The 22114-nt window shown below is 69.1% G+C and carries 8 protein-coding genes; 3 read left to right on the top strand and 5 right to left on the bottom strand.

All coding sequences use genetic code 11. The features are described from left to right. The first annotated feature begins 42 nt into the window (after window positions 1-42). Entirely contained in the window at window positions 43-11301 is an 11259-nt protein-coding gene (locus E8A74_RS23590) for a tetratricopeptide repeat protein (RefSeq protein ID WP_136931313.1), read from the top strand. Window positions 11302-11578: 277 nt separating this feature from the next. Here E8A74_RS23590 and E8A74_RS23585 read toward each other — a convergent pair whose 3' ends face one another. Continuing rightward, a complete protein-coding gene (locus E8A74_RS23585) occupies window positions 11579-15517 on the bottom strand; it encodes a serine/threonine-protein kinase (protein ID WP_136931312.1) in 3939 nt (1312 codons plus the stop codon). A gap of 229 nt (window positions 15518-15746) precedes the next feature. Between E8A74_RS23585 and E8A74_RS23580 the strand changes: the two genes are divergently transcribed. Both E8A74_RS23580 and E8A74_RS23575 read left to right on the top strand, forming a co-directional pair. Continuing rightward, the gene (locus E8A74_RS23580) at window positions 15747-17273 is read left to right on the top strand and encodes a hypothetical protein (protein ID WP_136931311.1); all 1527 of its coding nucleotides are present in this window, start codon (window positions 15747-15749) and stop codon (window positions 17271-17273) included. Between the two features lies 1 nt (window position 17274). Continuing rightward, a complete protein-coding gene (locus tag E8A74_RS23575) occupies window positions 17275-18204 on the top strand; it encodes a hypothetical protein (protein ID WP_136931310.1) in 930 nt (309 codons plus the stop codon). 18 nt (window positions 18205-18222) lie between these two features. Here E8A74_RS23575 and lpxB read toward each other — a convergent pair whose 3' ends face one another. The 4 genes from lpxB to E8A74_RS23555 are packed head-to-tail and all read right to left on the bottom strand — an operon-like array spanning window position 18223 to window position 22094. Next, window positions 18223-19365, bottom strand: a complete 1143-nt coding sequence (lpxB, locus tag E8A74_RS23570; protein WP_136931309.1) for a lipid-A-disaccharide synthase — start codon at window positions 19363-19365, stop codon at window positions 18223-18225. Further along, a complete protein-coding gene (locus E8A74_RS23565) occupies window positions 19362-20606 on the bottom strand; it encodes an HRDC domain-containing protein (protein WP_136931308.1) in 1245 nt (414 codons plus the stop codon). Before E8A74_RS23565 ends, lpxB begins: the two co-directional genes overlap by 4 nt. Next, complete coding sequence (locus E8A74_RS23560) at window positions 20603-21535, bottom strand: matrixin family metalloprotease (protein WP_232379708.1); 933 nt, start codon at window positions 21533-21535, stop codon at window positions 20603-20605. The genes E8A74_RS23565 and E8A74_RS23560 overlap by 4 nt, the downstream gene beginning before the upstream one ends. Next, complete coding sequence (locus E8A74_RS23555; protein ID WP_232379707.1) at window positions 21513-22094, bottom strand: hypothetical protein; 582 nt, start codon at window positions 22092-22094, stop codon at window positions 21513-21515. Before E8A74_RS23555 ends, E8A74_RS23560 begins: the two co-directional genes overlap by 23 nt. Window positions 22095-22114: the final 20 nt, after the last annotated feature.

Genomic DNA, 22114 nt, shown 5'->3' with positions numbered 1-22114 from the left:
TTGCAAGGCCTTTTGTAGGTCAGGTCAGGGGCCGAGGAATCCATGGATCTTGCGCAGCGTCTCAAGCATCTCGAGTCGGTTCGTGAATGGCAGGGGCTCGCTGAAGAGCTCGAAAAGGGGCTCGCCGGTGAGGCGGATGCCACGGCGAAGGCTGGTTACCACCTGCGTCTTGGGCGGCTCCTCGAGGAGAAGTTCCTCCAGGGTGTCAAGGCGCTCAAGCATTTGCAGGACGCCTTCAAGCTGAATTCGACGCTCACCGAGGCACTTCGCCTCGCGCGGCTCGTGTACTGGGACCTTGGCAAGATCAACATGGTCCAGAGGCTCCTCGAGCTCGAGCTGAAGGGGCTCGGAGACGGCCCCGAAGCGACCGAGCTGCTCCTGGAGCTCGGGGACGTGTACTGCGACATCGGCGACAATGAGAAAGCCGTGTCGACGTATGCGCGCGCGCTCGGTACGTCCGGGGGCACGAGCGAGGAGGCGCGCGCCAGCCTCGCCGACGCGCAGGTCGAGCTGGAGAGCTGGGAGGCGCACGTCGCAGAGCTCCTGCAGCGCGCGAACGACGCGTCGCTCGACGGGGCTTCGCGGGCGCGCCTGTTCCTGCGGGCCGCGCGTCTCGCGCGTCGCTTTGCGCCGGCGGAGGTCGATGACCTTCTCGCGAAGGCATACGAGGCAAACCCGCTCGATCGGCAGGTGGCCGCGCTCTACGAGGGGATCCTCGTGGAGGAGGAGCGCTCGCAGACGCTCGTCGACGCGCAGCGCCGCGTGCTCGATGCGATGAGCGGCCGTGGTCGCGCCGAGGCAGCGCTTCGGTTCGGCACGCGCTGGGCGACGCGCCATCAGAACCCGGAGCTCGGCTCGAAGCTGCTCGAAGAGGCGCTCGCGCACGATCCCGAGGCCGAGGGCGCGTTCACGTACCTGCGTGATGGTTGGGGTGCCAAGGAAGGCGATTGGGAGCGCGTCGCGGCGCTCGCCGAGAAGATCGCTTCGGACGGTGGCAACGGCTCGCCGTTCATGCTCGCGCAGGCCGGCGGGATCATCTGGCAGAAGCTCGGCAACGTGATGCGCGCGCGGCCCTGGTTCGAGAGGCTCTCGCAGGTCGCGCCGCAGCACCCGACGCTGCTCGCGTTCGAGACGCAGATCGGCGAGCGCCTCGGCGCGGCGACCTCGGTGCCTGCGGCTTCGGTGCCTGCCGTGTCCGAGCCTGCGCCGTCCGCCGCTGCGCCCGAGGTGGAGACCGAGGTGTCCACGGAGGTCGTCGAGGAGGAGGACGCCGTCGACTGGGCGAAGATCGAAGAGCTCAAGGCGAAGGCGCAGAAGCAGGAGCAGGCCAAGCGCTTCAACGAGTACGTCAAGACGCTCGTCGAGCTCGCGGAGGCGGTGCCCGACGCGGCGGACAAGATCTCGTACTACCTGCAGGCCGCGGAGCTCTACACGGGCAAGTTCTCGAACGCGGCCGAGGCCGTGAAGTGCTTCGAGGCGATCCTCGTCATCGACGGCGAGAACGCGCAAGCGATCGAGTACCTGCAGCAGAGCTACGAGAAGCGTCGCGACTGGGAGAAGCTCATCGGGCTGAACCGGCGCAAGGCGCAGATGATGCCGCCGGGGCCGTCGCGCGCCGAGAAGTTCCTCGAGATCGCGAAGCTCGCCACCGAGCGCGTCAAGAAGCCCGAGGTCTGCGTCGAGCTTTGGGATGAGGTGCTCGCCGACGATCCGGAGAACGTCGAGGCGCTGAATGCGCTGTCGGGCCTCCACGAGCGCTCGAAGGACTGGGACAAACTCGCCGTCGTGCTGCAGAAGCAGGTCGAGATCACTGCCGACTTCAAGGCGAAGGAGGCGCTGCTCGGCAAGCTCGGCGCCCTCTACGGCGAGCGCCTGAACAACGACGACGCTGCGATCGAAGCGTGGGAGCAGCTCCTCACGCTGAACCCGAACGAGCGCAAGGCCCAGGAGGCGCTGAAGAAGCTCTACCTGAAGGTCGCTCGCTGGGAGGACCTGCAGCGGTTCTACGAAGAGCAGGGCAAGTGGGACGAGTTCATCCGCGTTCTCGAGTCGCAGGAGGCGAAGGAGACCGAGGACAAGAACAAGATCAGCCTGCTCATGAAGACGGCCCAGCTCTGGCTCGACCAGAAGGGCAAGTCCGATCGGGCGATGAAGGCCTACGAGAAGGTGTGGACGATCGACGCCGGGTACCTACCGGCGGCCGAGGCGCTCATCCCGCTCTACACGCAGGCCAACAACGCGAAGGGGCTCGCGGTCGCGATCGAGGTCAAGCTCGCGAACGATCAGGACGCCGACACGAAGCTCGCGCTCTACCGTGAGGTCGCGGGCCTCTACGAGGCGAAGCTCAAGGAGCCGCAGAAGGCGTTCGAGCGGTTCCTGTCCGCGTTCGAGCTCGCACCCGGCGACGAGCAGTGCGTCGAGGATGTGGAGCGCGTCGCGCGCACGACGGGGAGCTGGGACAGCCTCATCGCGTCGTACGGCAAGACGATCGCGCGCGCGGATGAGGATCTGGATCGGGATCTCGGGATCGCGCTGCGGCTCCGGCTCGGTCGTGTGCTCGTCGACGAGGTCAAGCGCGTGGACGACGCGCTCGCGCAGTTCCGCGCCGTGTACGACACGGACAGCGAGAACGCGGCGGCGATCTCGGCGCTCGAGCGCCTCTACCGCGACACGGGTCGGTTCACGGAGCTCCTCGAGATCTACAAGCGCAAGCTCGAGCTGGCGCAGGACACCGAGGAGACGAAGAGCATTCGCTACGCGATCGCGCAGCTCTACGTGAACGAGATCAAGGATCCGGCGAGCGCGATCACGACGTACAACGAGGTTCTCCAGGACGATCCGGCCGACGCGCCGGCGCTCGAAGCGCTCGATACGCTCTACCGCGAGCAGGAGCAGTGGGAGAGCTACGTCGACGTGCTTCGTCGGCGCATCGAGCTGAACCTCGGCGACGCGATCACGGTCGACCTCAAGTACCGGCTCGGCTCGACGCTCGAGAAGCTCGGTGATGCGCACGGCGCGCTCGAGAATTACAGGGAGATCCTGGTCCTCGATCCGGCGAACGACGGCGCTCGCATTGCGCTCGAGAAGCTGCTCGAGAATGAGGAGCTCCGCGCCGAGGCGGCCGGGATTCTGCAGGAGATCTACGAGACGCGCGGCGACTGGGAGAAGCTCATCCAGTCCCTCGAGATCCTGGCGGCCGCGGAGGCGGACGTCGGGACGCGCGTGAACCTCCTGCGCAAGGTCGCCCGTACGGCGGCCGAGCACCTGACGGATCTCGCGCGGGCGTTCGAGGCGCAAAGCCGCGCCTTGAAGGACGATCCGTCGAACGGCGAGACGCGCGGCGAGCTCGAGCAGCTCGCGGCGCAGGCCGGCTCGTGGGACAAACTCTTCGCGGTTTTCAGTGAGATCGCGGGGGGCCTGAGCGACGAGCGACTGGCGCGCGAGTACTGGATGCGGCTCGCGGGTATCTCGGAGAAGCTCGGCAAGATCGAGGACGCGGCGAACGGCTACAAGCGCGTGCTCGAGATCGATCCGGCGGACGGCGAGGCGCTCGCTGCGATGGACGCGCTCTATCGCCGCACCGAGCGGTGGCAGGACCTCATCGAGGTTTTCCGTCGTCGCATCGCGCTCGCGCCGGAGTTCACGGATCGCGAGGCGCTCTTCGCGCAGATGGCCGAGGTCTACGAGGAGAAGCTCTCGCAGCCCGGCGACGCGATCGCGGCCTACCAGGAGGTGCTGCGCGAGGATCCGACGAGCAACGTAGCGCTCGCCGCCCTCGACGGGCTCTTCTCGCGGCAGAGCATGTGGGAGGACCTCGCGGACAACCTGGAGCAACAGCTCCGGTACGCCACCGAGGACGAGCAGCAGATTCGGCTCATGCTCCGCCTCGCGGCGCTGCGCGAGTCGAAGATGAACCTGCTCGAGACCGCGATTGAGGGCTACCGCCAGGTCCTCGAGCGTGAGCCCGCGAATGCGGAGGCGCTCGGCGCGCTCGAACGGCTCGGCAAGCTGCCCGAGCACGAGGTGGCGATCGCCGAGATCCTCGAGCCGCTCTACAGGGCCTCGGGCGATTACATGAAGCTCATCGGCGTGCACGAGGTGCAGGTCCGACGGAGCGACGATGTGAGCCGCAAGGTGGAGCTGCTCCATCAGATCGCGACGCTCTACGAGGACGCCGGCGGTGATCTGAACTCGGCCTTCGACACGTACGCGCGCGCGCTCGGGCACGACCCGGCGCTCGATACGACGCAGCAGGGCCTGGATCGACTGGCGCGCGCAACGGGGCGGTTCGCCGACCTCGCGCGCGTGCTGGAGGAGCTCGCGGCGCAGCAGCAGGAGCCGGAGCTTTCGAGCCAGCTCTACACGATGAGCGCGCGCGTCTATGAGTCGGACATCGGCGACATCGAGAGCGCGATCAAGCATTACCGCAAGGTGCTCACGATCGACGCGCGCAACCTCGGCGCGGCCGAGGCGCTGGAGAACCTCTTCAGGGCTGCGGATCGCTTCGAGGAGCTCTCGCAGATCCTGCAGCAGAAGGCCGACATTCTCGACGAGCTCGGCGAGAAGAAGGGCGCGCTCTTCCAAGCAGCGTCGATCGAGGAGGAGATCCTCCAGCGGCACGACGCGGCGATCGCGGTGTACGGCAAGATCCTGGAGCTCGATCCGGAAGATCTCGGCGCGATCGATCAGCTCATCAAGCTCTACCTCGGTTTGTCGCGGTGGGCCGACCTTCTCGCGGTGTACACGAAGAAGGTCGATCTCGTCGGTGATCCCGAGGAGAAGAAGAGCATCTACTACCAGATGGGCGCGGTCTACGAGAGCGAGCTCAAGGACGTGCCGGCGTCGATCGACACGTACCAGCGCGTGCTCGAGCTCGATCCGGACGATCAGCAGGCGCTCGGTCGGCTCGACGTGCTCTACCAGCAGGCCCAGAACTGGCACGAGCTGCTCGGCGTGCTCGAGCACCTCTCGCGCATCTCGGCCGATCCGGCGGAGCAGATCAGCTACAATTACCGAATCGCCGAGCTCTACGAGAAGCACCTCGGCGACGTGCAGCGCGCGATCGAGCTTTATCGCGATCTCCTGCAGGTGATGCCCGATCACGAGCCCACGCTGGTGGCCCTCGAAGGCATCAAGAGCAGCGGCGCGACGGCAGCGCTCGAAGCAGCCCTCGTGCTCGAGCCCATCTACGACACCGCGCAGCAGTGGGACAAGCTGATCAGCGTCCTCGAGGTCCAGGTCGCGAAGGCGGACGATCCGTACGCCAAGGTGGAGCTGCTCCACCGCATCGCACGCCTGCACGAGGAGATGCTCGGCAACCACCAGGCGGCCTTCGACACGTACGCGCGGGCGGTGACGTTCGACATCGCGAACCAGGATTCGCTCGGCAACATCGAGCGGCTCGCGATGTACGTGACGCGGTGGAAGGACGTCGCGGCGCTCTACGATCAGGAACTCGGCAAGCTCGGTGAGCAGCCGGATCAGTTCGTCGAGCTCGGTCTTCGTCTCGCGGGGATTTTCGAGACGCAGCTCGAGGACGTCGACAGCGCGGTGGCGCGTTACCGGCGCGTGCTCGAGGTCGACGCGGAGAACTGGACGGCGATCTCCTCGCTCGACCGGCTCTTCACGATGACTGAGCGCTGGACCGATCTCGTGCCCGTGCTCGCGCGTGAGGCCGAGTCGTCGCCGAACCCGGAGGACGCGCTCGAGTTCAAGTACCGCCTCGGCCAGGTCCACCAGCTCCGCTTGAACGATCTGGCGGCGGCGATCGGCGTCTACCGCGAGATCCTGAACGCGGCGCCCGATCACACGGCAACGCTGGAGGCTCTCGAAGGGCTCTTCGCGGCGGGCGTGAAGCAGCTCGAGATCGGCGAGATCCTGGAGCCGCTCTACCAGTCGTCCGGTGACTGGGAGAAGCTCGCGGGCGTCCTCGAAGCGCAGCTCACGCACCTCACGGAGCCCGCGGATCGGCTCGCCATGTACTATCGCATGGCGGAGATCCACGAGGAGCGGCTCGTGGCGCTCGACGGCGCGCTCGGCGTGTACGTCCGCGCGCTCAAGGAGTACCCGGCGGACGAGAAGACGCTCGAAGAGGTCGAGCGGCTCGGCGGTTCGACGGACGGCGGCTGGAACACCCTCGGCGACGCGTATGCCGACGTGCTCGGCCTGCACGGCGACAAGGCGGTGCAGACGAACATCGGCACGCGGCTCGCGCGCGTGTTCGAGGAGGAGCTGCGCGACATCGAGAAGGCGGAACAGACGTACCGCTACGTGCTCGGCGTCGATCCGCTCGATCCGAAGGCGCTCGCCGAGCTCGATCGGATCTACACGGGGCTCGAGCAGTACGCCGACCTCGCGGGGATCCTCGAGCAGCGGGTCAAGGTGCCGATGGAGCCGTACGAGCACATCGAGCTCTACGGCCGCCTCGGCCAGGTGTACGAGGAGCAGCTCGGGCAGGTGGACGACGCGATCCGCGCCTTCCGTCGGCTTTTCGACGAACTCGACCCGAACAACGAGGCCGCGATCTACGCACTCGAGCGCCTGTACGGCAGCAAGGGTTCGTGGACCGAGCTGATGGGCGTCTACGAGCGCGAGCTCCAGATCACGGCGAACGAGGGCGACGTGCGCGCGAAGATGGCGCGCCTGCTCTCCGAGCCGGAGATGCTCAACAACATCCCGGCCGCGATCGACATGTGGAAGCAGGTCCTCGACATCAAGGGCGAGGACACGGAGGCGCTCTTCGCGCTCGCGAACTTGTACGAGCGCGAGCAGCGGTGGGCGGAGCTCTGCGAGGCCCTCGAGCGGCAGTTCGACGTTGAGCCGACCGACGAGGCACGCGTGGCCGTGCTCCTCCGTCGCGCGAAGCTCTACAACGACAAGCTGACGCGCGACGACCTCGCGCTCGACGACTACAATCGCGCGCTCGACATCGAGTACGCGAACGTCGAGGCGCTCTACGCGATCGCGGACATCTGGCGGAAGCGCAACGATCCGAACGAGCTCGTGAGCATTCTCCACCAGACGGTGGATCGCGCAGGTTCGGTGCTGCCGGCCGAGAACGTGGTGGCCCTCTACCGCGAGCTCGGGACGACGTACCAGAACGTGCTCGTCCAGGCGTACGATGCGATCGATGCGTGGCGGAAGCTGCTCGCGGTCGATCCGCGCGACTTCGAGGCCATGGCGGCGCTCGAGAACCTGCTCCGCGCCGAAGAGCGCTGGGTCGAGGTGATCGACGTCAAGATGGGCCGCGCGGCGGCGTACGAGGACGGCGCGGAGAAGATCCGCGAGTACCTCGAGGTCGCCGACATCTGGGAGCACCAGGTCCAGGACAAGGACAAGGGCACGCCGGCGTACGAGAAGGTTCTCGAGATCGAGCCGACGCACGATCGCGCGTACCTCGCGCTCGAAGAACTGCACTCGGCCGCGCACCGCGCCGAGCCGCTCATCGAGCTGTACCTCGCGCGCCTCGACTCGCGCGAGGACACCGACGAGAAGACGGACATCCTCCGCAAGGTCGCGCGCGTGTTCGAGACCGAGCTCGAAGACCGGATGCAGGCGTTCGACGCGCTGCTCACGGCGTTCGAGCTCGACTTCGACAATATGGAGACGGTTCGTTACCTCGAGCGCATGGCGCAGGCGACGAACCGCTGGCCGGAGCTTGTGCAGACGGTCAACGGCTGGCTGCAGGCGCTGAACCCGGACCGGGATCCGCTCCGCACGATCCGGCTCTGCCTGCACCTCGCGAAGTGGTACGCGGAGGACCTCGGGCACCCCGAGTACTCGCAGCCGTACTACGGCAAGGTGCTGCAGATCGACCCGAACAACGTCGACGTGCTGCGCCAGATGGCGAACTTCCACAAGAAGGGCGGCCAATGGCAGCAGCAGGGCCAGATGCTCACGCGGGCCCTCGAGATCGCTGTCAAGGACACCGATCGCAAGGAGATCCTGACGGAGCTCGGCGAGGTGCTCGAGAAGAACGCGGGCGACGTGGAGCAGGGCCTCTCGTTCTACAAGCGCGCGCTCGACGTGGACGCGTACCACCTGGCGGCGCTCGAGGCGCTCGACCGCATCTACACGGATCGCGGCCTGCTCCCCGAGCTCGTCGACATCCTGACCCGCAAGGGCAAGGCGCAGACGGAAGCCTCGCAGATCGCGGCCACGAAGCTGCGTTGCGCGGGCCTCTACGAAAAGGACCTCGGCCAGATCGAGAAGGCGGGTCAGGTCTACCGCGAGGTGCTCGAGGTGGACGCGGCCAACCTGCTCGCGATGCGCGGCCTGGAGCGCGTCTACAACCAGACGCACCAGTGGCCGGATCTCGTGGGCGTCCTCGAGATGCAGCTCGACGTGGTCACGACGGAGCGCGAGCGCATCGACGTGCTGCTCAAGATCGCGAAGATCCAGGAGGAGCAGTTCCTCAAGCCGGATCTCGCGGCCGCGAGGCTCGAGCAGGTCGTGGACATCGATCCGCACCATGAGGCGGCGCTCGACTCGCTCGAGCGTTGCTACCGCCGGCTGCGGCAATGGCACGACCTCATCAACACCTACGATCGCCACATCAACGCGACGATCGATCGGCAGAAGAAGATCGATCTCTGGTCGGCGACGGCGAAGGTGTACGCCGAGGAGGTCCAGGACTTCGACCGCGCGATCGACGCGTGGCTGAACATCACGGACCTCGACGACAAGCACATCCCGGCGCTCGAGGCGCTCGCGAAGCTCTACGAGAAGCAGGAAGATACGTCGCGCGCCATCGACTACATGACGCGCGTCGCCGACCTGACTCCGGACGGCAAGCAGCGCGTCGAGATGTATTACCGGATCGGTAAGCAGCTCGACGAGAAGATCGGGGATCGGATCGCGGCGCGGGATCGGTTCGAGATGGCTCTCGATCTGGATCCGGCGCACTTGCAGACCCTGGCCGCGTTGCGCGTCATCGCGATCGATTCAGAGGATTGGGACACCGCCGCGCGGTACCTCGATCAGGAGCAGATGAATACCGAGGCGCCGCGCCAGCGCGCGAAGCTCCTCGTGGAGCTCGGCAGGCTGCGCGACGATCGGCTCGGCGAGCACGATCTCGCGGTGCAGGCGTACGAGCTCGCGCTCCAGAGCGACGGCGACAACGAGGACGCGGCGATGCCCTTGCTCGCGGAGTACGTGAGCAACGAGAAGTGGACGAAGGCGGAGCCGCTCGGCGAGATGCTCGTCCGGAAATCGGGCAAGCGCGAGAAGTCCGAGCAGCACCGGCTGCAGAACACGTTCGGCAAGGTGCTCGTCGCGATCGGGAAGAACGAGCAGGCGCTCAAGGCGTACCAGGCTGCCTACGCGATCGACATGACGAACCGCGAGACCATCGAGGGCCTCGCCGACGTCTGCTTCCGCTTGGGTGACTGGGCCGGCGCGCTGACGAACTACCAGAAGGTCCTCGGGACGACGGACGAGGCCGAGACCGAGGCGCGCGCGAACGTCTACTACAAGCTTGGCCTCATCAAGCAGAACCAGGGCCAGGCGAAGCAGGCGATCAACAACTTCGAGAAGGCCCTCGGCGTGGAGCCGGCTCACCGGCCGACGCTCGACGCGCTCGTCGGCGTCTACGACGGGTTGAAGGACTGGAAGCAGGTCGCGCACTACAAGCGCCAGATCCTCGACAACATCATCGACGGCGCCGAGCGCTTCAAGCTCCTCGGCGAGATCGCCGATACGTGGGAGAAGGATCAGAACCCGACGAAGTCCGTCGAGGCGCTCGAAGAGGCGCTCGATCTGGAGCCGCAGAACCACGTTCTGCTGCACCGGATGCTCACGCTGTACCAGAAGGTCAGTCAGTGGGAGCAGATGGTGGACACGCTCCAGCGCATCGCGGACCTCGAGACGCAGCCCGGTCGCAAGTCGCGCTACTTCTTCACGATGGCGCAGATCTACCGCGACAAGCTCGAGGATCTCCCGCGCGCGGTGGACCTGTTCAACGACGCGCTGGATCTCGATCCGGCGTTCCTCGACGCGTTCGAGCGCATCAACAAGATCCTCACGTCGCAGAGGGACTGGAAGCAGCTCGAGCGCGCGTACCGGAAGATGCTGCACCGCGTGGCGGGCAAGGGGAACATCGACCTCGAGTTCACCCTCTGGCACGCGCTCGGCCTCATCTACCGCGATCGCCTCGAGGACGTGAACGCGGCGGTCGAGACGTTCAAGATCGCCGCGCGCCTCAAGCCGGAGGACCAGCAGGAGCACCAGATCCTGGCGCAGCTCTACACGGGCCTCGGGAACACGGAGGAAGCGATCTCCGAGTACCAGTCGCTCGTGAAGATCGACGCGACGAACGCCGACTCCTACCACGAGCTCTACCGGCTCTACGTGGAGCAGAAGGCGTACGATCCGGCGTGGTGCACGGCGGCGGCGCTCGCGTTCATCCGCAAGGCCGACGAGGACGAGCAGCGCTTCTTCGAGGACTACCGTCCGCAGGGGATGCTGCAGGTCAAGAACCGGCTCGACAACGAGCAGTGGCTCCGGAACCTCTTCCACGAGGAAGAGAACCTCTACATCGGCAAGATCTTCGAGATGATCGCCTCCGCGGCGCTCAAGGCGAAGATCGCGACGCTGGAGGCGAAGAAGGAGAAGCCGGTCCTCGATCCGCGGTTCCGCCAGGATCCGGCCACGTCGACCGTCACGTTTGCCCGTACGTTCGGCTGGGCCTCGCAGGTGCTCGGGATCCCGTGCCCGGCGTTGTACGTGCGCAGCGACGTGCCGGGTGCTCTCGTCGCCGTTCCGGCCGAGCCGCCCTCGTCGGTTGCAGGTCAAACGGTCTTGACCGGGTTCTCGCCGCAGGAGCTGACGTTCATCATCGGCAAGCACCTCGCGATGTATCGCGGCGAGCACTACATCAAGACGCTGTTCCCGACGGTCACCGAGCTGACGGTGCTCCTCTTCGCGGCGATCAAGCTCGTCCAGCCGGACGCGCCTTCGCCGGCGGACATCGACAAGCAGGTGCTGGCGACGGCGCAGACGATCCGCCAGTTCATGCAGCCGATGCAGATCGAAGGTCTGCGGATGGTCGTGAAGAAGTTCGTGGCGGACGGGGCGAAGGCGAACCTCAAGCGGTGGTCGCAGTGCGTGGACATCACGGCGAACCGCGCTGGGTACCTGCTCTGCGGCGACCTCGAGATCGCGAAGAAGATCATCGCGGCCGAGCCGCAGCAGCCGGGTGATCTGCCGCCGCAGGAGAAGCTGAAGGAGCTGCTCCTGTTCTCGGTGTCGGATCAGTACTTCGCGCTGCGGCAGCAGCTCGGCATCGCGATCGGCGGCGAGTAACCGCTCTCGGCGCAGACAAAAGCGAGCCGCCCTCCTCGAAAGGGGAGGGCGGTTTCGTTTTGTGCACCAATGGCTGCACGGAGAGGTGCTGGCAGGCCCCTCCCGTTGGCATCGACCGCATCGCGGTTGGTGCACCAAGGGTCCAGGGCTGGCCCTGGTCCGGGTCGAGGGGTGGACAACTCCGGGGTTCGGGGCGTAGCTCGGCTTGCCGAGCGTAGCCCCATCGTTGACCAGACGGGTCCGGGGTGAAACCCCGGCGCCACGCCGTGAAGTCCCCCTAGCTTTCGGACAGGGGGAGGGCGAGGACCTGCTCGATGGGCTTCGTTACGCAGCCGTAGGCTTCGGCGGCGGCGAGCAGGCCTGCGTTGTGCGGGAGGTTCACCAGGAAGGCGCGCGCGTAGGGCGTGCCTTCGAGGCCCTTCAGGCGGCGCTCGAGGTGCGGGACGGCGCGCTGGATCGCGTCGCGGGCGCTCTTCAGGTCGCCGATGTCGACGTACGCGTCGTGCAGCGTCAGGTAGATCGAGGCCTCGTTGAGCAGGCTCGGCGCGCCGGATTCGACGAGGCGCGCGGCCTCGCAGGCGAGCTCGATCGCCTGGTCGGAGTTGCCGAAGCGACGCTCGGCCTCGGCCCAGAAGCCGAGCGCGACGGGCAGGACGTCGCGGTTCTGCGAGGCGCGGTAGGCCTCGGTCGCCGTCTTGAGCAGCGAGCGCGCGCGCGGGATGTTGCCCGCGCCGTCCGTGCGCAGGAGCTCGCAGCCGCGGTAGAAGAGCGTGCCGAGCGTCACGCGATCCTTGTGGAACCAGGCGACGGTGGCTTCGTCGGCGCTCGTGCGGGGCTCGGTGAGGGCCCCGTCGAGGCGGCTGTCGGGGCCGAACGTCGCAGCCCAGCAGAGCAGGTTCATCTGCGCGTTGCGCACCGTGCCGGGGCTGCCGATCGCAGAGGCCTTCGCGAGGCCCGCTTCGAGCTGGTGCAGGGCTTCGTGGCGCGCGCCGATGGTGGTCAGGGCGAAGCCAACGTTCGTGATGAGCATGGCCTCGCGCTCTTGCAGGCCTGCGCTCTTCGCGGCGCGGGCCGCGTTGCGCCGGGCGTCGAGCGCTGCGCCGAGCTGACCTTGCGTCTGCCGCACGACGGCGAGGGCTTGCCAGGCGTCGACGGCAGCCCAGTCGATCGATCGGCGCTCGGTGAGGTCGAGCAGGACGCGCGTCTCGCGCTCGGCGAGGTCGAGCTGGCCTGCATAGGCGTAGAGGTTTGCGAGCGATGCCGAGCAGCGCGCCTCTTCCTCGACGAGGCCGAGCGTCGCCGCGCGATCGCGGCACTGGATGAGACGCGCTTCGACGTCGAAGCCGGCGCCGAGCACGTAGTCGTACCGGACGCGCGCGCCGAGGGAGCGGATCTCGCTCTCCTCGTCGAACACGTTTTCGGCCATCGCGTCGATGGCCTCCTTGCGCTCGGAGGACTTCGCGTCGAGGCGGCTGTGGGCCTCGTCGAGCAGCACCGCGCGGCCGAAGGCGGTGGGTTTGTCTGTCGCGAACATGAGCGATCGTTCGGCCATCTTCACGGCCTCGCCGAGCGAGTTCGTGGCGAGGGCGCGCCGCGCGGCGGTCTCCCAGTAGACGGCGGCTTTCTCTTGCTGCGCGCCGAGATCGAAGTGCTGCGCGACGGTCGCGGCGTCCTCGCCCATGTTGGCGAGCCACGCGGCTGCGGCGGCGTGGATCTGCTTGCGGAGCTCCTCGTTCGCCGAGGCGTAGGCGACGTCGCGGACGAGGGCGTGCTTGAAGAGGAACTCGCGCGTGCCGGCGAAGCGGCTCGCGCCGTGCTCGACGAGCAGCTCAGCGGCGATGAGTTTTTTCAAGGCGCCGTCCGCGTCGGCCACGCCGACGGCGCTGATGCCCGAGTCCCACACGCTCAGGCCGAGGACGCTCATGCGCACGACAGCTTCGCGCGTCGCGTCGTCGAGCGCGTCGAGGCTGACCTGGATCGCGGCCTCGATCGTGGCGGCCGTGGTGACGTCCTTGCCCGCGGCGATGACGCGCGCGAGCTCCTCGGCGAAGAGCGGCGAGCCCGCGGCTTGCTCCGCGACGCGGTTCAGCACGGCCTCGTCCGCGCCCTCGCCGATGATGGCGCGGGCGATCTCGCGCGTGGCCTTCTTCGACATCGGGCGCAGATCGATCCGCACGTGATCCCGGCCGACGAAGCGCTGGCCTTGATCACGCCAGAAGCCCGGTCGCATGACCATCATCACGAACAGGGGCAGGTTCGTGGCGCGGCCGAGCAGGTGCTCGATCCAGGAGATGCTCTCGGGGTCGGACCACTGCGCGTCCTCGAAGAGCAGGACGCAGGTGCCGCTGGAGGCGGCGCCGAGGGCGAGCTCGGTCATCGAGAGGTAGAGCGAGTCGCGGGCGCCGCGCGGATCGAGGCCGTCGTCGAAGGGCTGGTTCGCGAGCAGGCGCGAGAGCAAGGTGCTGTCGCCGCTCCGGAGCTTGCGCACGCGCAGGGCCTGCTCGACCTGTTCGAGGCTCGCGCCTTTCGGAAGACCGAGCATGGCGCGGAGCGCGTCGGTGGCGACGCCGAGGGCCTGGGCGCGGCCGAAGGACTCACATCGCACGCGGACGAGCAGCGGGGGTTCGTCGCGTGTCGTGATGCGGTTGACGAACTCGCGACCGAGGCGGCTCTTGCCGATGCCAGGCGGGCCCGAAATCGTGACGATGATCGGCGTGCCATCGTCGACGCAGCGCTCGTACTGCGCGAGCGCGTTGATGAGCTCGGCTTCGCGGCCGATGAACTGCTCGGTCTTGCGGCCCTCGGGCTTGGCGCGCGCGCCGACCTTGAAATGGCCGCCCGGGACCGGGTCGAACTGGAAGAAGCCCTTGTCGAGGTCCTTCGTGGTGCCGTCGCAGAGCAGGTTCGCTTCGCCCGCCTTCCGGGCGAGGGCGCTCGCGCGATCGACGACGTCGCCCGCGGACTTGACGCGATCGAGCCGCGTGCGGCCCGTGGAGACGCCCACGCACGCGCCGAGCTCGGCGAGCCAGCGGCCGAGGTCGAGGGCGTTCGTGGCCTCGTCGCCGTGCGACTGGCGCATGCCGAGGTGCGCGACGATCGAGTCGGTGCCGAGGGGCAAGGCGTCGGCGCCGCGCTCGCGCAGACGTTCGAGGAGCTGCAGGCGTTGCTCCTTGCGCGACCCGACCTGCAGCGCGACGAGCGTCGTGACGAGCCGCGTGTTCATGGGCGGCGGCTCGGTCGAGGTGGCTAGCGCGCGCGCGACCTCGGGGACGGATGGATCACGGCAGAGCGCGTCGAGCTCGAGCGCGACCTCGCGCGACGACGTCGGGCGATGCTCGCGCTCGGACATGAGCATGCGCGCGACGAGCTCTTCGAGGGCCTCGGGGACGTCGAGGAGCAGCTCGCTCAAGCGGGGCGCGGGCGTCGTGGCGAGCAGCGCGATCGTGGCGATCGAGTTCGAACCGATGTGCGGGGGCCTTCCCGTGAGCAGCTCGAAGAGCGTCGCGCCGAGCGAGTAGATGTCGCTGCGCGCGTCGGCGATGGCGTCGCCGCGGGCCTGCTCGGGGGCCATGTACGCGGGGGTGCCGACGAAGATGTCGTTGCCGGTCAGGCGCATGTCGCGCGAGGTCGCGACGCCGAAATCGACGAGCTTCGAGGTGAGCTGCTCGGGGACGGGCTCGCCGTCGTCGCGGGTCCTGCGCGTCGTGCGCGTGGAGACGGGGGGCGAGTCGGGATCGGGGAAGCGGCTCGAAAGGACGAAGATGTTCGAGGGCTTGATGTCGCGGTGGACGACGCCCGCGTCGTGTGCGGCGGCGAGCGCGAAGGCGACCTGACGCGCGATGTCGAGGGCCTGGCGCATCGTGAGCGCGGCGCGGAGCTGGCGCGTGAGCAGGTCCTCGCCTTCGAGCCACTCCATGGCGATGAAGGGCGTGCCCTCGTCGAATTTGCGGCCGAGCGCGGCGGTGTAACTCGAGTCGAGGGCGCCGTAGGCCACGACCTGGACGATCCCGGGATGATCGAGTTCGCTCAGGATCTTGCCCTCTTGCAGGAGGCGGGTGCGCTCGCCGGGATCGGACTCGCCTGCGGCGATGATCTTCAGGGCGACGCGCCGCTGGGAGACCGTGTCGAACGCGCGGAACACGATGCCGACGGCGCCACGTCCGACCTCGCGCTCGACCTGAAATCGCCCGGCGATGAGCTGCTGGGTGCGTGCCATGCCTTGCTCGGGACTCCCTATCGCCGGTTGCCGGCCGAGGGTGTACGTAGGCCCGTGGTGCGCGGGCCCGCCCAAGGGTACACAATCGGCGCACGAGCCAAAAGGCGGCAGGTGCACCCGAGAGCGCGCTCGCTTGACGGTCTCGGGCCGAGCCCCTAGCCTCTCGGCCACGTGCCCGCCGGATTCGGGTGAACCGGCGAGCGCAGGAGACGCGAAGAGGAGCTAGCGCATGCTCGAGCGGGTCGCGGTCCACCAGACGAGGCTCCGCACGCCGGGCCTCGGCCTGGACGCGCGCGGCGTGGCGCTCGGCGCGAAGGGCGTGGTCCTCCTGCCCTCGATCGATCGGCTCGTCGCGTTTCTTGCGCTTTACACGAGGCAGGGCTCGCTCGCCGACATCCTCCGGTCGCTCGCGATCGAGGTCGTGCGTTCGAAGCTCGGGGCGCGCGAGGTGACGCTCACGTTCGCGGCGGAGACGAGCGATCGCATGGACCGGATCGCCGAGATCGCGCGCCTCGCGGGCGGATATACGTTCACCGGGACGAGCCGTCACTTCGTCCAGTACCGCGACGCGGCGGCGCCCTTTGGCTACGACGTCGCGCAGATCAGCGCGGGCGACGCGACGCTTTGGCTCTACCACAACACGTTTTCGCAGAGCTACGAGGCGGAGCGGAAGGTCGACGTTCGTTCGCTCGTGCTGCGCCTCGAGCCGCACGCGGATCCCGCGACGGGGCGCGAGCCCGGGCCGCGCTGGCTTGCCGCGGAGGCGGGGCTCGGACCTGCGCTGATCCACTATTTCGTGCGCTCGGGCGTCACGGCCGAGGTCGGCGTCGCCGAGTGGCCGCCGGCTTCGAGCTTCGATGATGGGCCGGTCGTCCGGTACCTGTTCCGTGTGCCCGAGCTGCCCGAGCGCATGATCCCGCTGCTCACGCGGACGCCGGGCCTCTCGATGTTCGTCCCGGCCGCGCCGGGCACGGCCGTGGAGGTCGGGTTTCGGCACCCCGTGAACCTCCGCGCGTGCCCCGTCTTCGCGGAGACGGGCCTCGTTCTTTTCCGCGGTCACGGGCTCGATCCGCTGGAGATCCCGAAGCTGCCCGCGCTCGGCGACGTGCGCGCCTTCGCCCGCATGGAGATGCGCAAGGACGTGGCCGCCGCGCACGCGAGCGCCCAGCCGACGACGTCCGTCTCGGTCGCGCTGCGCCTCGTGCCCACGCTCGATCCATGGCGGCACGTGACCGCGACCTGGGTCGAGGCCGAGGACCTGCCGGTGCTGCGCCGCATCGCCTATGCGCTCGGGCCGGAGAGCCTGCGCGCGGCGCGCGTCGCGTTCACCGAGCGCGGCGCGATCGTCCGCCATCCGACGGGCATCGAGGGCATCCCCGTGGGGCAGTTCTTCCGCGAGGTGCACAAGCAGCTCTACGTGCCCGCGGGCTACGACGTGGTGCCCGCGGTCGCGCCCGACGTGCTCTATCGCTCGCTCGGGGCGCCGCCGGGGCAGGTGCTCTTCATCGGCCGCGACGGCGCCGTGCTCGGCGTGCCCGAGGAGGGGTTCGTCTCGCTCGAAACGGCCGTGCTCGAAGCGCAGGCGTGGCTCCCGCTCGCGGCCGATCGCTTCGCGGACGCGCTCTCGTCGGCGCTGGCCACGGAGCTGCCCGAAGTGACGCTCGGCGGCGTGGGCCTCCGGCCGCTGCGCGACGTCAATGCGGGCGACGACGGCGCACTCCCCGCGCTCCCCGGGGGCGCGAGCGGCGGAGGCTAGCTTGGCGAGCGACGACGAACGGTTCGAAGAGCTCGTCGCGGGGATCGTCGCGCCCCTCGTTCTCGGCGGAAAATTACGCCTCGCGCGCCCGTTCGGGCAGGCCGGGACGAAGCTCGGGGAGGGGAGGCGCATCGTCGACGCGGACCTGCGCGCGCGCATCGACGTCGCGCGGGTGCGGCGCGCGCGGCTCCTCGCGCCGGTCGACACGTTGCCGGATCTCGACGAGCACGAGTGGGCCCTCGCCGCGGCGCTGAACGACGTCTTGCAGGTGACGAACCACGAGCTCGGCGGGCTCTTCACGAAGGGGCGCTACATGCGCCTGCTGCGGAGCGTGTTCGAGTTGTGTGGCCATGTTCCGCCGCCGCGCGACGTGGGCGCGGCGCTCGCCCGCCACGCGACGTTCGCGCGCGTGATGGAGCTCAACCGCGCGGATACGTCGGTGCGGTGGTGGACGGGCTCGGCGAGCTTCCGCGGCGTGCCTCCGCCGAAGCGGCTCCTGATGTGGCAAGGCCTGCGGCGCGTGCACGTGGAGACGCAGCGGGTGCCGCTGCACGAGATGTGCGACGGTTTGCCGTCGGCGGTCGCCGAGGGCTATCAGGCCGTGCTCGGCGTGTGGCTGTCGCGCTCGCCGCTCACGGACCTCGGTTCCATCACGCGCGCCGCGCCGGTGTTCGCCTGGTCGCCCGCGTCGATCGCGCTCGTCGCGGTCCCCGCAGGTCGGATGCTCGCCTTCCGCGTGCTCGCGCGGCAGCGGGCCGAGCACGTGAGCGCCGTGCTGGAGAAGGCGCGCGCGGCGCTCGACGGCGGGCTCGCGGCGCATCGAGCGGTGGTGGAAGAGTTTTCCCGGGAGGTCGTGAGCGCCTTCGAGGCGATGCACGCCAAGCCGGAGAAGCGCGCTGGATCGGGGGCCTCGTCCTCACCGCGCACGTGATCGTTTGGCGTCAAAGGATTAGAGCCACGGCTCCAGCAGGGCCGCGACGCGTGCGCCGAAGGGGCCCGGGGAAGGGGGCCTGAGCCGCGCTTCGAGCGCGCGAGCGTCGGCCTGGGCGCGCCCACGGGATTCTTCGTTCGCGAGGGAAGCAGCGGACGCGGCGAGCTCGCGGGCCGTGCATGCGTCCTGGAGCAGCTCGGGGGAGGCGCGGCGGCCGAGCAGGACGTTCGGCAGGCCGATGTGCGGCGTGCGCACGAGGCGGCGCGCGAGGGCGTAGGTGAGGGGATCGACGCGGTAGCCGATGACCGTGGGCAGCCCGGCGAGCGCCGCCTCCAGGCAAGCCGTCCCCGAGGCGCAAAGCGCGAGGTCGAAGGCCCCGAGCAGCGGAGCCGCGCCATGCTCCGCGTCGGCTTCGGTGATCCCGACGCCGGCGCGTCGAGCCGCCCGTTCGAGTTCGCCGCGGGCGCGCGCGTCGAGCCACGGGGCCACGAGCACGCGCGCCTCGTCGACGTCGCCGCGCGCCCTGAGCATCGAGGCGGCCTCGCAGAAGAGCGGCGCGAGGCGCGTGATCTCGCCGGCGCGGCTGCCCGGGAGCACGGCGACGGCGCGCCCGGCGCCGAGCCCGATCCGCGCGCGCGCGACCTCGCGGGGTAGGCGTGGCACGTCGGCCGACGGATGCCCCACGAACCGAGCGTCGTACCCCGCGTCACGCCAGAGCGACTCCTCGAACGGCAGGACGACGGCGAGCCGATCGACGGCATCGTGGAGCGCGCGGATCCTCCCCGCGCGCCAGGCCCATACCTGCGGCGCGACGGCCCAAAGGACACGGGTCCCGCGGCGCCGGAGCGCCCGCCCGAGCCGCGCGTTGAGCTCCGTGAAGTTCACGAGCAACGCGGCGCGCGGCGGATCCCTTCGAATCCGGTCCACCAGCACGGCGAGCGATCGCCCGAGCGCCGGCGCTTTGCGGAGCACGTCGAGCGTGCCCATCGCGGCGACGTCCGACGTATCCGCGAGCGTCTCCATGGCCTGCGCCCTGCAACCGCGTCCCCCGATGCCGAACGCGCGCACGGCCGGCCCGAGCGCGCGCAGCACCTCGGCCGCGATGCGATCTCCCGAGGCCTCGCCCGCGACGACGAGCAGCGGCGCGCCGGCCCTGCTCACGACTCCTCGCGCGGCGCGCTCCCCGGTGCTTGCGTGGAGACCTCCCCCGGTGCCGTGAGCAGCGACGCAAGGCGCTTGCCGTACCGCTCGACCCGCTTCGCTCCGAGCCCCGGGATGGCCGCGATCCGCGCCAGCGTCGCCGTGGGATCTTCCCCCGCCGCCGTGAACAGGATGCTCGCGACATCCTGCGCGCAATGCCCTGGGAGCACGGCCTGCTCGTCGATGTCGCGGCGCTTCGCCTCGGCGCGCCGGAACGCGCTGATCTTCGCCTCGATCTCCCGACGCCGCGTGATCTCCCTCCGATCGATCGGCGCGACCTCGAAGAGCGCTTGCTCCTCGGGCGGCACGTCCCCTTCGGCCGCGCCGTGCGTGATCGCCTCGAGCCACCTCGCGGCGTGCCTCCCCGCGCGGCCCGAGAGCGCGCCGGGCACGTGGCCGAGCTCCGGGATCGAGGTCGGACGCTTCTGCGCGAGCTCGATCAAGATCTCGTTCGTGACGATCTTGAACGGCGGCACGTCAGCGGCCTCGGCGATCGCCTCGCGCGCGGCGACGAGGCCCCGCAGCACGGCACGGCCTGGCCGATCGAGCTTCTGTGCGCCCTTGATCCGCACGTACGAGGGACGCGTCTCCCGCGGAGGCGCGAGCGCGGCGCGGAGCTTGTACGTGCACTCCTCCTCGATCTCGGCCTCGATGTCGATCGCCGCCGCCTTCGCGGCGAGCGCGCGATCGAGCCGCAGGAGGTACGCGACGTCGTCCCCGAGGTAACGCCGCTCCGCCGGTGAAACAGGCCTTCGCGACCAGTCGTGTTGCTGAAAGCGCTTGTCGAGGACGACGCCGAGCTCCGCCGCGAGCACGGACGCGAGCCCCGTCGCCTTCTGGCCGAGGAGCCGCGCCGTCACCGAGGTATCGCGCACGCGCGCGAGCGGCGCGCCGACCTCGGCCAGCATGCGCGCGTCGAACGTGAGATCGTGCAGCACCTTGATCGGCCCCTCGGGGCCGAGGAGGGGTTCGAGCGCGGCCGCGCTCGTCGCGAGCGTGTCGACGATCAGGACGACCGTCGAATCCCCTTCCTCCCAGGCGATCTGCGCGGCGCAAAGGCGAGGGCGGTAGACGAAGAGGCCGTTCGCCTCCACGTCCACCGCGATCGCCTTGGCCTTCATGGCGCGCTCGATCGCGCCTCCGAGCGCGCGTGCCTCGTCGACCCAGACGACGTCGTACGGCGGCGCTTCCAGGCTCGTCATGGACGCGTGCGCTCGGCGCGCCGCTTCGCCGCGAGGCCGAGGGCGAGGGCGAGGGCTGCGAGCGCGCTTCCGCCCGCGGATCGAGGCGCGCCAGGGGCCGTCGTGCAACAGCTCCCGTCCTCGGGCGTGATCTCAGGCGGATTGCATTGCGACTCGAAGCCACGGCGCGGCGTGGGATCGCAGGACGCGGGGATCGGATCGCCGGGCGGGTAGGCCGCGCAGATGCCCTCGATGTCGTCGTTCTCCAGCGATCCCAGCTCCGTCGAGCCCGGCATGTAGTCGGCGAACATCGTCGCGGTCCCATCCGCGGAGTGCGAAAGGCCCAGGAAATGGCCCGTCTCGTGTGTTGCGATCGAGGGCAGGTCGTAGAGGACGTTGTCGATGCCGGTCGTGAACTCGACGTTCGCCCCGTTGAGCTCCATGTCGGCGTCGTAGATCTCGCCGGTATCGACGTTGTACGTGACGGTGGTCAGCGCGAGCGTGCTCCCCGCGCCGGCGTGCGGCCACACGTCGTCGTGGAAGAGGATGACGTTCGCGTTGCCCGCCTTCTTGTTGTACTCGTGCGCCTTGCACTCCACGGGGCCGAGGTTCACGACCTTGATGCGCGGATGTTTGCCGTCGCCGCAGTCCGCGTCGGTCCACTTCTTGAAGGAATCGACGAAGATCTGCGTCGCGTCGTCGAGATCGATCTGCACCGACGCGTCCTTCTGCATGGAGAAGCCGACGCAGGGGCTCTTCCAGAAGAGCTCGACGCCGCAGTCGGTGGGGCGCACCGGCGTGCAGCGCGCGCCGGTCCCGATGCCCTTGCAGCTCGTCGTGCGGCAGTAGGCCGAGGCCGTCGGCGCGAGCAGCAGCGTCGCCGCGACGAGCGAGAGCCCGGCTGCGATCGGCGCGAACCTTCCCCGGTTACTTGCGTTCACGTGGTGCACGCTTCACCTCCTCGATGGCCACGAGCGCGCGCGAAAGCGTCGCCCCCACGAGAACCTCACGCGCCCCGATGCTGGGCCCGGTCCGCGGCAGCATCGTCCCTGCGTCCGGGCTCGGCGCGAGCTTCGGCACGCCCTCCTCCGTGAGCACGCGGTAGTGCCCCTGCGCCATCGCCGTCACCACGACGGCCGTCGGCGTTTTGTGCAGAAACAAAAGCGAGCGCTCCCCGGGCGGGATCACGGCCTCGCCCGAAACCCACTGCCCGACGTCCCCCACGACCCCGCCGAGCGTCCGCACCCACACCTGTGTCCCCGGCTCGCCGACCACGGAGCGCTCCACGTCGAGACGCGTGTACGTGACGATCCGCCGCCCGTTCGGCGTGTCCTCCCACATGCTCTGTCGCTCGGCCGCCTTCGCGACGACCACGAACGACGAGCCCGTCACGAGCTCATCCAGCGAGACGACCACCGAGACCGCCGCCGCAGCTTCTTGCGGGCCCGTGTGGGGCGAGTGTGGCGATACGAACAGCGCCGCCGGCAAGGCGATCGACAGCGCAAGCATGGAGGCTCGAACACGCATGC

It is taken from the genome of Polyangium fumosum (assembly GCF_005144585.1).
GTDB classification, from domain to species: Bacteria; Myxococcota_A; Polyangia; order Polyangiales; family Polyangiaceae; genus Polyangium; species Polyangium fumosum.
This window is presented reverse-complemented; position numbering and strand designations above follow the sequence as displayed.

What these genes read in the sequence shown, in the direction of transcription:
- E8A74_RS23590 (WP_136931313.1), top strand. Translation starts at nt 43, where the DNA reads ATGGATCTTGCGCAGCGTCTCAAGCATCTCGAGTCGGTTCGTGAATGG.
- E8A74_RS23585 (WP_136931312.1), bottom strand. Translation starts at nt 15,517, where the DNA reads ATGGCACGCACCCAGCAGCTCATCGCCGGGCGATTTCAGGTCGAGCGC.
- E8A74_RS23580 (WP_136931311.1), top strand. Translation starts at nt 15,747, where the DNA reads ATGCTCGAGCGGGTCGCGGTCCACCAGACGAGGCTCCGCACGCCGGGC.
- E8A74_RS23565 (WP_136931308.1), bottom strand. Translation starts at nt 20,606, where the DNA reads ATGACGAGCCTGGAAGCGCCGCCGTACGACGTCGTCTGGGTCGACGAG.
- E8A74_RS23555 (WP_232379707.1), bottom strand. Translation starts at nt 22,094, where the DNA reads ATGCTTGCGCTGTCGATCGCCTTGCCGGCGGCGCTGTTCGTATCGCCA.